The organism is Allorhizocola rhizosphaerae, from assembly GCF_003426775.1.
GTDB lineage: Bacteria > Actinomycetota > Actinomycetes > Mycobacteriales > Micromonosporaceae > Allorhizocola > Allorhizocola rhizosphaerae.
Genome location: NZ_QJUG01000021.1, coordinates 41,075 through 54,946 on the forward strand (window position 1 = coordinate 41,075; position 13,872 = coordinate 54,946).

Consider the following 13,872-nt stretch of genomic DNA (forward strand, 5'->3'; position numbering starts at 1 on the left):
ACGACAATCGCCCGGCAAGAGATGCCTCTATTCCTACATGTTCATGTGTGGCGAAGCGGGCGCCGCTCGGCGAACCGAGCGACACCCGCTGCCGACCTTTGTTACTCCGGCGGCCTATGGGCCGCCCCTCCGCCGGGCCGCGGTTAGCCCACTGCTGCCCCGAAATCCGCGTTGTCCATGCCGCCGCCGATGAGGTTGCTGGAGCTGACCGCCTGGTTGCCGGTTGCGGTGTTGGTCAGGAAGTGCACCAGGCCCTGCTCGACGAAGGCGGCGGTCTCGTCAGGAGCACCGGCCACGATGTCGAACCTCGACTGGAAGCGGATTCTCGCCATCCGGACCGCCGCGCCAAAGTGGTCATTGGCCTCGGCTGTGTCCTGTATCCCGTTGGTGCCCTGGCTCCAGGTGGTGCCCGCGACGACAAGGCCGGAGGCCGAGCCGGGAAGCACGGTGACCGCGCCGGCCTGATCCTGGCCGCCGACGTTTTTGTCGGGGGCGCCGACCACCACTTCGGCCCGACCGTCTCCGTCCTGGTCACCGACCGCGACGGAGTAACCGAACTTGGCGGTGCCGGCGTCACCCGGAACTATGGCGCTGGATTCGTCGATGACCTGGCTGTCGATAGTGGACAGACCGGCGGTGTCGCCTCGCAGGAGGAAGATCGCCCCGGAGTTGGCGTTGCCCCCGACCGTCTCGCCGGGAGCACCCACGACCAGGTCGGCCTTGCCGTCGCCGTTGACGTCACCGGCACCCAGCGAGAAGCCGAGCTGGTCACCGGACTCGGCCGTGCCCGGCATGCCCGCCGCGCCCTCGGTGAACTCCTGAGCACCGGTGCCGCTCAGGCCGCTCGCGGTGCCCAGTAGGACCGTCACCGAACCCGCGTCGGTCGCGGCACCTATGTCCTCGCCGACCGCACCGATCGCCAGATCGGTCCGGCCATCGCCATTGAAGTCCCCGGCCGCGAGGGAAGAGCCGAAGCCGTCGCCCTCCTCGGCCGTGCCCGGCACGGAGTTGGCACCCTGGACGAACCAGTTGGTGGCGCCGGTCGTCCTGACCAGGCCGCTGGCCGATCCATACAGAACCTTGACCCCGCCCCGTCCGGCGTTGTGGCCGCGGGCGCCGATCGCCAGGTCGCCGAACCCGTCATTGTTGAAGTCACCTACGGCCAGGGACGCACCGAAGTTGCTGTTGGCGAACGGCGCCGGGACCGAGGTGCCGGCGGGTGCGGCGACGAAGGAATTCTGTGTCGTCACGCCCCACGCGTACCCCCGTAGCAGCGTGACCGAGCCCTCGCCCTCGGGACTGTTGGGCGCGCCGACGGCGATGTCGGCGAAGCCGTCACCGTGGAAGTCGGCGGTCGCCACCGCGGCGCCGAACCGTCCATTGACATTGGCTGTACCGGCCACAAAGGCGTTGTCCTGGCTGAAGACCTCGTTTCCGAAGACGTCCAGACCCTGCGAGTTGCCCCACACGATCCGCACGTCCCCGCCGTTGGCCAGGTCGGAGACCCTCCTACCGGGCTCACCGATGACCACGTCGCCGTGGCCGTCGCCGTTGATGTCGGTGGTGAGCGGCCTCTTGCCCGAGCAATTGTAGATCTTGAAATTGTCGATCCACCAGCCATGCGCGGCGGAGTAGGGCGTGAACCCGTCGGTCCCCACGACGAAGCGAAGCTTGACCCGCTTTCCGGAGTACGCCGCCAGCGATACCCGGCTCGAGGTCCAGCCACGGCTGTCACCACTGAACCAGAGGCCCAACCTGCCGGACAGTGACTTGTCCGGGCCGACGTTCCAGCCGGTGTCCAGAGGGATCCAGCCGGAGGCGTCGCCATCGACATCGATCTCCACCCGGCCACCGTCGAAGTAGCCCTGGCCCGGAAGACCCGGCGGGACGAAATCGAACGAGTAGAGGTGGTTGAAGTAGGCGAACAGCGATGAGGAGACCGGCAGCTGAACGAAGGAGGTGCGTTCGACCGTCTCGGTCACAAACGGATCGATGAACGGATCGGGCATGAACAGCGCGTTGCCCGCCGAACTGCTCGGACGCGCCCGGCCGTCGATGGACGACTCGCCCGACTCCGACCAGCCGGGGGGCAGGGTCGCGCTGGCCGGCCAGTTGAAGTTCTCGAACAGCACGTTGGTGCTCGCCGTGCCGGGGGTGCATTGGGATGCCTGCGGAATCGCCCCTTCGGCCACCGGGGTGTTGGACATGCCGACCGCGCCGGTCGAGTAGAGAACCGACAAGCAGTTCTGGTTGGTGATCCCGAACGCCGGTGTCTTGGTCAGGTTGATGCACGCCTGGTGCAGGGCGTATGCCAGGTCGGTGTAGTCCGAGCCGGCGGTCAGCAGGCCCTCGGCCGTCAGCCAGATGCGGGCGACCTTGAGGATGTCGCCGATCGGCGGGATGACGAACCCGCCGAACGAGCCGCCATCGGTCATCAGATAGGCCGCTTTGTTGCCCACGCCGCTGTTGATATGGACGCCACCCAGATCGAACGGGTCCGGCTTCCACAGGGAGCTCGACGTGGAGTCGGGCTGATTGAACGCCGGTGGGTTGGCCATGCTCCGGATGGCACCGCCCGTCGCGTCCTCACCCATCAGCCACTTGACCGACGCTGTGTCGTTGCCTGCGAACGGACCGGTGTAGAGCTGGTCGAACGCCTCGCCGAGCACGTCCGAGATCGACTCGTTGATGGCGCCGGACTGGTAGTAGTACAGCAGCTTCGAAGTGAACTCGGTGACGCCATGGGTGAACTCGTGCGCCAGCACGTCCTCGGTCATGAAGCCCCGGCCGTAGGTCGTCTGTACGCCGTCCCAGAACGCATTCTCGTAGGGACACGGCGCCTCCGGGCAGAAGTCCACAGAGGACACCAGCGCCATGCCGTTGCCGTCGATACTGTTGCGGCCCAGCGTCGCCAGCATCGAGTTGTACGCGCCGGAGAACTCGTAGGCCGCGTCGACGGTCGAGTTCCCGGTCGGTCCCTGTCCTTCCGGCCGGGCGACGGTGGCACCGCCCGGGCAGCTGTTGTCCGGGTTGACAACGTTGTCGAAGTTGCAGACTCGCCGGTCGGCGTGTGCGACCTGCGAGAAGCTGAGCATGACCCGCCCGTCCTCGGCGTTGACCAGAACGAGCTGGCGTACGCCCATGCCCTTGCCGGCGGTCACTTCGACCTTCCACACCGTGGCAGCGGATCCGGGACCGCCTATCAGCACGGGGTCGTAACCCGACAGCACCGGGTTGCCGGCCTTGAGCGCCTGCTCCGGCATGCGGGTGGCCTTGGCGGTGGCCTTGATGGCCGTGTCGGCGGCGGCACGGGCCGTGACCTTCGCCTTGCCCGACAGGGCTGCCGTGCTGGTCTCGCCGTTCATGCCGCGCAGGTTTCCAGCCCCGTCCACCAGCACATTGATCTCACCGCCGATGACCGGAACACCGTTGATGGTTTGGGCGAAGTGAACGACCTTGGCGTCGCTCAGCTGCGTTTCCCCAGAGACTCCCAGCTCCTTGGTCGCGTCGCGGACGCCGAACATGTTCGCGAGCTGGTTGGCGTGTGAGCGTGCCGCCTCCGCGGGTGTCGACGGTGTCTTGCCGTTGATCGGCTTGGGCTTGATGACCTTTTGCGCGGCCGGATGGACTGCACGTACACGACCCTTGTCGTCGCGCACCATGGCGATTTCGGAAGCTGGCTGCGCTGCGGTGGTTGGAGCGGCGACCACGAGGCCACCCGCGCCGACGACGGACGCGATAACAAAGGCCAGTCTTTTCCCGACTGGCCACTGACGTTGGTTCAACGAAACTCCACGATTTGACGAAACAATTTGGCGAGCGTATGTGGCCGAACAGGCAGACGTCTATATTTCGCCAACCCTTATTCAACCGATCGTCCTACCCTGCTTCGACATGGCGTAGTAAAAGCGGTGCTGGACAAACCAGCTCCTCTAGGTGTTGATGGATGGTTTCGGGTTGGGGTGTGGTTGATCGCGGGTCGTTCCGGCGTTCTCCGTGGGTCGGGCTGGTTGGTGGGGCGATCGGTGGTGCGTCGGGCTGATGGTGCCACGACTGGCGATCACCTGACCATACTCCTGGCGCCTCGTATACATGTACATACATCACGGTGAGGACACCTGGAATGGGATAGCTGAGGAAAGCCACAGCGGTAATAGTTCATAACTCACGGACGGTCGCGGTCGATCCGGGTGCCGCCACTGCCGAGCATTCAACCTGAAGGCGGCAGCCAGAGGCAAGGTGAAAATCGGCTCCGCTGTAAGGGCACACGCACTCGCCGATGCGGCGGAGCCTGAATACGCCGCGTTCGTCCGCAACGAGCTGGACACGGTCACGACGGAGAACGAACTGAAACGGGATTCGGTTGAGCCCATACAAGGTGAGTTCAGATTCGGCCCCGCTGACATGATCATCCACTTCGGACAGACGAACCAGCTGGAAGTACAAGGGCACGGCAAGGCACATAGATCGAGTGAGGGGCTGATAGTCTCCGGACATGTCGATCATCGCTCGCCCCGGCGCCGCGTCCGACACACCATGACGCCGAACCTGCGCCGGTCCGTCCGTGCGATCGTGCTCGACGAGGACGATCGCATACTGTTGTGCCGGTTCGTCTTCCCTCACCCGGCAGTGCCGGGCCACGCGAAGGTCGTGTGGGCGGCACCAGGCGGCGGCATCGAACCCGGCGAGGACCCGCTGACGGCCTTGCGTCGCGAACTTCGCGAGGAGACGGGTCTCGCGGTCACCGTGGACCCACCGCACGTCTGGCACCAGGAAGTCGTCGCCGCCGACCACGCGCCCGGCTTCGACGGCATCATCAACGACTACTTCCTCATCCGCGCGAGCCACTTCCAGCCCCGCGGCGAACGGACCGACGACCAACTCGCCGCCGAGAACCTGGCCGCGTTCCGCTGGTGGCAGCTCTCGGAGATCGTCAGCTACGCCGGCCATGATCTGTTTTCGCCCCGCGACCTCGCCACACCGTTGACGGCGCTTCTCACCACAGGCACCCCGGCGCATCCGGTCCAACTCGGCCTCTAGCAAAGCTTCGGCAGCGACCACCCATGCCGGTGTCCAAGCCGAATTCGAGCTGACGAGGCACCGCGCTCGCCGATAGAACCGGCGGCGGGCAGGCTCAACCCGTCCGGATCTGCCACTTTTGATCAGCACCCAAACCGGTTCGGATTCTGCCGCCTCAAGTCATCCGCATAGCGAAGTCGCAGAACCCGAATCCCGAAACCCCAGTTCAGCCCACTCAAAGTCAATCAGCCGAGCGCGGGCTACCACCCGCAGCTGCCGGAGTCGGCATCGACACGCGTCTCTCGAACCATGAATGTCCAGGTCGGAAACATATTCATGTACTTAAGTGGACTTAAGGTGGCAGAATCCGAACCGCATTCACGCCGGCCAGAGGCCATTTCAGCGTTCGCGGTACACCATTTTCAACTATGTCAGCTATAGGTAGCGGGGTACCGGACGATCCGGGTCGCTGGTTTCAGCATCCGCTGTCTCGCGGCCGTTGGCGCCCCACGATCATCCGAGCGGGCACGGTCGGCGCCACGGCGATCGAGGTGTTCGGGATTGATGTGGCCCTAGGGCACTGGGAAATGACCCCAACTTCGGCCTAGCCATGCTCGAGCAGCTCGACGGTGTAGGCGTGTTCGAAGCGCGCGCCGATGCGTTCCCAGCCGTTGATGGACTCCCGCAGGGCCCCGGGGTCGCGGTGGTTCCGGCCGCGGGCCCGGGCCAGACAGGCGGCTGCCCATGCGTTTTCGGTGGCGAGTTCGGCCGCCCTGTCGAGGTACCGGTGGGCGTTGGGCAGGCGCGCGACAACGGCCAGTTCGGCCGCGGCGGCCTGTGCGAAGACGCGGTAGCGGTGTGATGGCGCCGGGTCCGAGAACGCGTCATCGACGATGGCGGCGGCGTCGGTCAGGTCACCGGTGTGCACCGCCATGCGGGCGTCGGCGAAGCGGGCCGACGAGGCGGTGCGTAACCGGTACGCGTTGTGCGGGCCGGCGAGGTTGCCCATCCGGTTGCGCCAAAGGCGGAAGCCGCTCCGGTTACCGCTGAGCCCGTGCGCGAGGGCGGCGGTAGCGGCGGGAAACCACAGCCGGCCAGCGACAGCGCGACCACCGGCTTCCCAGGCATGCCATAGAGCGTCGGCGTGGTGCAGGGCCTCGTCGAAGTCGCCGCTGAGCACCAGCGGCGGCACCAGCAGGCTGCCCAGGGCCATGGGTTCCGCCGTGATCGGATCGGTGGCGGCGGCCCGCGCGGCCCCGATCGCCACCGGCAGGTCGCCGACCGCGATGGCGAGCACGCCGCCCAGGTAGTGGATGGAGCGCACGGTCGCACCGGCCCGGGGCTGGCTGCGGTCCAGTTCGGCGAGCAGCGGCAGCCCGGCGCGGGCCAGCTCATGCGCCCGCTGCAGGTGGCCCTTCCGCTCGTACATCGAGGCGGCGGTGTCGATGGCCGCCCAGAGCAGCACCGGGTCGCCCGCGGCCCGCGCGGCGACCAGCGCCCGCTCGGCCAGCGCCTGGTCCGGACTGGGCGGTCCGGCCAGCCACGCCGCGTTGATGGCGAGCGCGGCCACGGTACGGGAGTTGTCCGAGCTAGCTGACGCTGTCGCCTCGCGGTGAAGCTCGCGCAGCCGATCGTGGGGTATCGCGACGGCGAAAGTCGCGGGATACCGGCAGCTGATCTCGACCGCTCGGGACAGTAGCGCGGCCCGGGTGTCGGCTTCACCCGCCTGGCCGGCTTTGTCGGCGGCGTCGAGCCACAGCTCGAACGCCATGTCTGCGCGGTAGGTGACGACTGCGCAGTCCGCTGCGGCGTCGAGGTCGGCGGCGGCGTCGGCGGCCGTGGGAGCGTGCCGGGCGGCCTGCTGGTAGCGGTCGACCGCCTCCTGTCTGAGCTGGCGGGCGTAGGTGAGACGGCCGAGGCCGCGGGCCAACCGGTGCGCGACGTCATCGGGGCCGGGCGGCACCTCCTGCAGTGCTGCTCGCAGGTCGTCGACGACGGCATCAAACTCGTCTGACCAGTTCGCGCCGAGCCGGTCCTCGATCGCGGTGGCGATCACCTGTGCCCAGCCCAGGTGGCGGCGCCGGACCGCGGCCCACTCGTCGGCGGCCAGCCGCTGGCGGGCGTAGACGCGGATCGTGTCCAGCAGCCGCCACCGCCCGCTGCCAGGCAGGAGAACGACCAGGTTCTTGTCCACCAATCGGCCGAGCAGGTTCGCCACGGCGATGGCGTCACCGGCGTCGGCCACCGCCGTCGCCGCGGACAGGTCGAACGGGCCGACGAAGACCGCCAGGCGCCGGAACAGCACCTGCTCGGCCTCGTCGAGCAGGTCGTGGCTCCAGTCGATGACCGCCCGCAACGAGCGGTGCCGCGGATCGGGGTTGCGACCGCCGGCCAGTACCCGCACGGCGTCATCCAGCGCGGTCATCAGGCCCTGGATGCCGAGCGCGGCCACCCGTGCGGCGGCCAGCTCGATGGCCAGCGGCATGCCGTCCAGCCGGGCGCAGATCCGGGCCAGCGTGCCCGGCTCGGCGCCGAACCGGGGATCGGCCGCCGCGGCCCGGTCCCGGAACAACGCCACCGCCTCGTCGGCGACGGGCAACGGCTCGACCGGCACACTCTGCTCACCCGGCAGGCGCAGCCGTTCTCGGCTGGTGGTCAACACCAGCACCGCTGGACAGGCCGCGAGCACGGCCGCCACCAGTTCGGCCGCCCCGTCCAGCACGTGCTCACAGCTGTCGAGCACCAGCAGGGCCGGGGCGTCGCCGAGGTACTCGACGATCGTGTCGGACAGCGGCTGATGCGGCCGCTGTGCCACACCCAGGGTCGCCGCCACAGCCGGGCCGACGAAGCCGTCGCGTACCGGCACCAGGTCGACGAACCCGCCCCTGTTTCCGGACGCCGGCGCCATCGCCTCAGCCACGGCGACCGCCAGCCTGGTCTTACCCACGCCGCCTGGACCGACCAGCGTGACCAGCCGGCTACCTTCCAACGCCGCCCGGACGAGATCGAGCTCCACGGCGCGGCCGACGAAGCTCGTGTGCGGCCTCGGCAGTCCGGCCAGCCGGCGAACGCCCACCCGGTGCCGGACGGCGAACTCGGCCAGTGCCCGCCGGTCGTCGGCACCGAGCTTGCGCAACAGCGCGGACACGTGGTGCTCGACGGTGCGCACCGAGATGTGCAGCCGGTTGGCGATCTGGGCGTTCGACAGCCGATCCGCCAGCAGTGTCAGGACCTGCGCCTCCCGCTCTGTCACCGCTTGAGTCGTCATCGCCCCTAAGGTCTCCGTGGCCATATGGGTGGTGGATAGGTGGTCGGCACCGATGATCGTACGCGTCGCCGGTTGGAGGCTGTGGTGAACGGACCATCCCCGACACCTTCGATGGAGAAAAGTCATGAGAAAGATCATCGCCAGCCTGTTCATCTCGCTCGACGGAGTCGTCGAGGCGCCCGACCAGTGGCACTTCCCGTATTTCAACGACGAGATGGGCGCCGCCGTCGCCGCAGCGGTCGGCGCCGCCGACACCCTCCTTCTTGGCCGCGTAACCTACGACGACTTCGCGGGAGCATGGCCGCAGCGCGAGGCGGCCGGCGAGGAGGACGCGGCCATCGCCAGGTCGCTCGGCGACAACCGCAAGATTGTCGTATCGCGTCAGCGGCTCGCGTTCACCTGGCGGAACTCCGAACAGCTCAGCGGCGACCTCGTCGGTGCGGTGACGGCCCTCAAGAACGAGCCGGGCGGCGCCATCGCGGTCAGCGGCTCGATTTCGATCGTCCGGCAGCTCCTGGTCGCAGGCCTGCTGGACGAGCTGCACCTCCTGATGCACCCGATCGCTGTGCGCGACGGCATGCGCCTGTTCGACGAAGGCGATAAGCGGATTCCGCTGAAGCTGCTCTCCTCCGAGACCTTCAAGTCCGGTGTGCTGAATCTCGCCTATGCGCCGGACGAGGCATCCGAACGGTAACGGCGCCCGGGTGCGGCCGGGCGTCCATCTCAGACACCCGGCCGCCACCCTGGCGCGTCGCACAGCGGGCGACGAAATGGTTGCCTCCGCGTACGGCATCGGTCACGGACAGCAACGCTCAGGTGAACAGCGACGGGACATCGGCCGTATGGCACACGACGGCCGGTTCCAGTTGTTATACGGCGCTTGCAGGTCCAATCAGGATCGTTGCTGGTTAGGGCTTGCCGTGCAGGTTCGGGATCCAGTGTGAGACAACGCCCGGCGCGGGAAGGACATCCCAGCCGGTCCCGCGACGGTCGAGCTGACGGCCTGGGCGCCTCCCGCCGCGCCGGTTTATGGGTTGCGATACAGGCGAATCCAACGGTAGCCGTAGCCGGCCAGGCGCAGCGACGCCAGATCGGCGGTGGGTTCGTAGTCCTGGTCGGCGAGGATGTCGTTAGGCTGGTCGGCTTCTTTGGCCAGTGAGCTCAAGTCCGCGGTCACGTCCTGATCGGCGAGGTTGTGCAGGAATAGCAACGATCCGCCTTCGCCGTCGGCGCGGTGGGCCAGCACGCCGGATGGTAGCGGGATGTCGACGTGGCGGCAGGTGCCGATGCCGACCTCCGGCGCCTCACGCAGAGTGCGAATCATGCGTTCGAACCAGGCCAGGAGGGATCGGGGGTCGTGCCGTTGGGCGGTGACGTTGACCTTCTGGTAGCCGAAGTCGCCGCCGGAGATGACCGGGCGGGTCAGCTGTGTGGCCGGGGCCGTGGAAAAGCCGCCGTTGGCCTTGTACGACCACTGCATCGAGGTGCGGATCGCTTCACGGCCAGGCAGGGAGAGGTCTTCGCCCATGCCTATCTCCTCCCCGTAGCGCAGGACGGGGGTTCCGCGCAGCGAGAACTGCAGGGCGTAGGCGAGCTCGATGCGGCGCCTATCGTTGGCCAGCATCGGGGCGAGCCGCCGCCGTATGCCCCGATCGTAGAGGCGCATGTTGTCCTGCGGGCCGAAGGCTGCGTAGACCTCACCGCGCTGTTCGGCGGTCAGCCGGGACAGGTCGATCTCGTCGTGATTGCGCAGGAAGGTGGCCCACTGCGCATGCGGGGGCAGGACCGGGGTGTCACGTAACGCGTCGATGATCGGCTCCGGATCGTGGCGCGCCAGCGAGAGCACGATGCGGCCGTTGAGCATGAAGTCGAAGAGCATGTGCACACCGTTGTTGGAGTCCGGCGCGTCGCCGAAGTAGCGGACCAGCTGGTCGGCTTCCACATTGGCCTCGGCCAGCAGCAGCACATCGGGCCGAATCCATTGTAGATGCTGGCGAAGCTCGGCTATGAACGAGAGATCCTTCGCTGCCTCGGCGTCGCCGGGTTTGGTCAGCTCGATGATGAACGGCAGCGCGTCGATGCGGAACCCCGCCACCCCGAGCTGCAACCAGAAGGCGGCAATTTTCTTGATCTCCTCGCGCACGGCGGGGTTGGCGAAATTGAGGTCCGGCTGAAATTTGTAGAAACGATGGTAAAACCAGGCTTTGGCGGTGCGATCGTAGCTCCATGTCTCGGCCTGCTCGCCGGGGAACACCATGCCCTGATGGCGGTCGGCCGGCTCCTCGTCGCTCCATACATAGAAGTCGCGATATGGCGAGCCGGGGTCGGCGCGGGCCGAGCGGAACCACGGATGCTGGTCGGAGGTGTGGTTGACCACCAGATCGATGATGACCTTGATGCCCGTGCTTTCGGCTTCCCTCAGGAACTCGGCGAAGTCACCCAGCGTCCCCAGGGCGGGGTTGATGCCGTAGAAGTCGGTGACGTCGTAACCGTCGTCACGGCCCTCTGTCGGATGGATCGGGTGCAGCCACACACAGGTCACACCGAGGCGCGCAAGGTAGGGCAGCCGGCCGATGAGGCCCCGAAAATCGCCGACGCCGTCGCCGTCCGAATCGGCGAAGGTGTCCACGTCCAGGCAGTAAATGACAGCTTTCTGGTACCAGCGTCCGGTCATACCAAATCCTGTGACCCGATCAGCGGCCTACGAAACATGCCAGCGACAAAGCTCATGTTCGGGCAGGATCCCGCCGCTTCTTCCCAGCACCTGACCTGCCGCGACGATCCCGAGTGGCCCAAGGCGAAGGTCAGCCAACGGCTCCGCCAGTCCGCGACGAACGTGAACGCCTACAGCGCCAACTCGCCGAGACCGGCAACCCACAGATCAACGCCAGGCGCGAAGCCATCGAAATCCTGCTCGACCTGCTCAACAAGCCACGCGAAATCTACCGGCTAGCCAGCAAACGATCATCTGGTGGGGCGGGCGGGGATCGAACCCGCGACCGGCGGATTATGAGTCCAATCACGGCACCTTGCCGGGGGCAGTCGTGGCCTCAACTGACGTCGATTCTTCCCTATCAACAGGACAAGATCATCCCGGAAATATCCCGAACCGCTCGGTCCTCTGCCCGACCGATACCGCCGAAGTCGGCGGGCACGGGAACCTCCGGAGAATCGGCTTGGAAGCCTCCGTGATCAAGTGGTATATGTTCGAATGTCCTGCTCGCGCCGTCTGCGAATGACCGCTCGCGACACCCGAAGGAACCGGTTCGAGGCGCATACGGGGGCACGATCGATCTTGGTTTTATGCGTCTCATGATCGCGAATCGGCGGTATTGTAACCTTAGTTAGCCTTGTCCTGCTCTCGATTCCTGACGTCCTCCAAGGAGGAAGCTGGTGCAGGCCAACCGTGTTCGCGACCAACGCATCTGGGCGATCGCCACCAGCGCAGTCCTCGGCCTTCTGCACGTTCGCGGTTAGTGGCTGGGTAGTGGACAGGAACCACCCGACCTTGAGGGCCCGCTCGAATGGTGGGTGAACTTCCGTTGTCAGCCAAGCCTCGACCTGCATGATCCCCTGGCCGTGCGCACCACATTGCGGAGATGACTGCATGAGCCCTCCGGAGCGGATAACAACTCGGCCTGGCGGTTCGCCTTTGCGACAATGATGCTATGACCTTGATGATCCCACAGCGTTACCCACATCGAACGGTGGAGCAGATTCGGGTACTAAACGTGCAGTCGGGGGGCCATGTCCGCAAGCAACACGTGGTGTCGCAGCTAATCCTTCGGCGCTTCGCTGCGCCGAATGGCTTGCCGCATGCGGGACGGATTGGAAGCATCAACCTTGAGTGGCCTTCGGCAAAGCCCTGCTATTACTTCCCGGCTGGGACCGGTTATATCGCTGACTTCGTGCGATTCGCCTCCAAGACGATGGAGATGGTTTGGCATGAGACCGAAAATCGCCTTCCAGAAGCCATCGATGCATGTCTAGAAAGGACTGTCTTATCTCGCCCCGATTTAGTAGAGGTCTTAAAAGGGGCGATAGCCATGCATCATGTACGGAACGTTCACCTCCGCTCTTTCCTTGATCCAATTTGGCACGATCGGGTTGCCGCCTTACGCCGACTTCTCCTAACTGAACGTCGATCGATGGCCGAATATGAGTTCAGGCGTCGATATCACGGCTTAGTTCCTGGCCCCGGTTGTTTGGAATTCATAGTTGATGATGCCCTTGCCCCGATGCAAGCCCTATGGCGCGATGACGGATTTTTCCGCGACAGTCTCGAGCGTCTGTATCGCCTCAGCGTCTCCACTTTGGCTGGTTGGGGCCTCCAGGTCTGCACGCCGGAAACCGGCGAATTTCTGCTCGGAGACGCCCCTGCTTTGGCCATTTCCAGTGATGGGCGGATTGGCCTTCGAGATGGCGTTGGCCTCAACGAGGCCATCACTATCGCTCTCCCTATCACGCCATATTGCATGATCGCGCTAGGCGAAACCGACACATATCTTCCACTTAGTCAAGACCAGGTTGATGTTCTAAACCGCCATCAGATCCGTGGTGCGGCTCGCCATATGTATTTCCGGCCCGGCAGCAGTCTTGAACCGTTTGTCCGGACTAACGCACATTTCCACGCGCTTCGCTACTCGAACCACGGGGAGAACGACGGAGTTTGGTCGGAACCACGTAGTTGGCAGCAATCATGTCGGTAAACGGCCAGCGAATTGAAAGTCCAGTCAAGAGGAATCGGCTGCTGCCAGCTTGACCTCGGTCGATAACCGCCCGAACCCTGAAACGCGGATTAACCATACGAAGCTCATCCACGGCCATTGCCGTGCTCGTCGTGGTGCTGAGGGTCGCCTTTGGACACTGTTGTCCGGTACGGCTGCTGTACCCACGAGGCGACGTGTCGGCAAGGTTCGTCGTCTGCCATGTTTCCCATGACGACGGGCACCGATCGGAGACATCAACGTTTCATGATGAATTGTCCGTTATGGCGGCAATCGGCATTAGTATGTGGCTCGTGACAGACGTGGTTCACTACTCTATGGCTGGAACCTAGTTTCTGGTCCATGTGATCTGATCACTGGGATCCAGTCACATGGGTTACCGACGACTCCGTCGGCGCTTTGGCTCCAAAGGTTGGGATGACATTGATTCACGCCTTATTGTGGCTGACTTGGGTGTAAAAGCTCTCAGACGTTGCGGAGAACATGTGGAACTCTCGGTGGCTGATGTCATAGTCAAGGCAGCAGCAGAGCAGGCAACAACGCTTGACCTTTCGCGCAGAGGATTGACGGCGGTGCCGGCCGAGCTGGGAAACCTGACCTCCCTCACCGAGCTGTCCCTGTCCGGCAATCAGCTCACGGCGGTGCCGGCCGAGCTGGGCAACCTGACCTCCCTCACCGAGCTGTCCCTGTCCGGCAATCAGCTCACGGCGGTGCCGGCCGAGCTGGGCAACCTGACCTCGCTCACCACGCTGTCCCTGTCCGGCAATCAGCTCACGGCGGTGCCGGCCGAGCTGGGCAACCTGACCTCGCTCACCACGCTGTCCCTGTCCGGCAATCAGCTCACGGCGGTGCCGGCCG

General features: G+C 65.5%; 7 protein-coding genes. 4 read left to right on the forward strand and 3 right to left on the reverse strand.

What is annotated here, in order from left to right; all coding sequences use genetic code 11:
* Window positions 1-143 precede the first annotated feature (143 nt).
* The gene (locus DM816_RS06400) at window positions 144-3,710 is read right to left on the reverse strand and encodes a M4 family metallopeptidase (RefSeq protein WP_162907174.1); all 3,567 of its coding nucleotides are present in this window, start codon (window positions 3,708-3,710) and stop codon (window positions 144-146) included.
* 505 nt (window positions 3,711-4,215) lie between these two features.
* Here DM816_RS06400 and DM816_RS06405 point away from each other — a divergent pair.
* Window positions 4,216-5,040 carry an NUDIX domain-containing protein gene (locus DM816_RS06405; RefSeq protein WP_281274300.1) on the forward strand — a complete coding sequence of 275 codons (825 nt, stop codon included), beginning with the start codon at window positions 4,216-4,218 and terminating at the stop codon, window positions 5,038-5,040.
* Between the two features lie 583 nt (window positions 5,041-5,623).
* On the opposite strand, the gene DM816_RS06410 is transcribed toward DM816_RS06405, so the two are convergent.
* The gene (locus DM816_RS06410; protein ID WP_162907175.1) at window positions 5,624-8,287 is read right to left on the reverse strand and encodes an ATP-binding protein; all 2,664 of its coding nucleotides are present in this window, start codon (window positions 8,285-8,287) and stop codon (window positions 5,624-5,626) included.
* Window positions 8,288-8,411: 124 nt separating this feature from the next.
* Between DM816_RS06410 and DM816_RS06415 the strand changes: the two genes are divergently transcribed.
* The gene (locus DM816_RS06415) at window positions 8,412-8,981 is read left to right on the forward strand and encodes a dihydrofolate reductase family protein (protein WP_117209213.1); all 570 of its coding nucleotides are present in this window, start codon (window positions 8,412-8,414) and stop codon (window positions 8,979-8,981) included.
* 333 nt (window positions 8,982-9,314) lie between these two features.
* On the opposite strand, the gene DM816_RS06420 is transcribed toward DM816_RS06415, so the two are convergent.
* Window positions 9,315-10,961, reverse strand: a complete 1,647-nt coding sequence (locus tag DM816_RS06420; RefSeq protein WP_117209214.1) for an alpha-amylase family protein — start codon at window positions 10,959-10,961, stop codon at window positions 9,315-9,317.
* 994 nt (window positions 10,962-11,955) lie between these two features.
* Between DM816_RS06420 and DM816_RS06425 the strand changes: the two genes are divergently transcribed.
* Entirely contained in the window at window positions 11,956-12,996 is a 1,041-nt protein-coding gene (locus DM816_RS06425; protein WP_117209215.1) for a DUF4238 domain-containing protein, read from the forward strand.
* A gap of 515 nt (window positions 12,997-13,511) precedes the next feature.
* Window positions 13,512-13,872, forward strand: a 361-nt coding sequence (locus tag DM816_RS06430; RefSeq protein ID WP_211588568.1) for a leucine-rich repeat domain-containing protein, incomplete at its 3' end; no start/stop codon positions are given.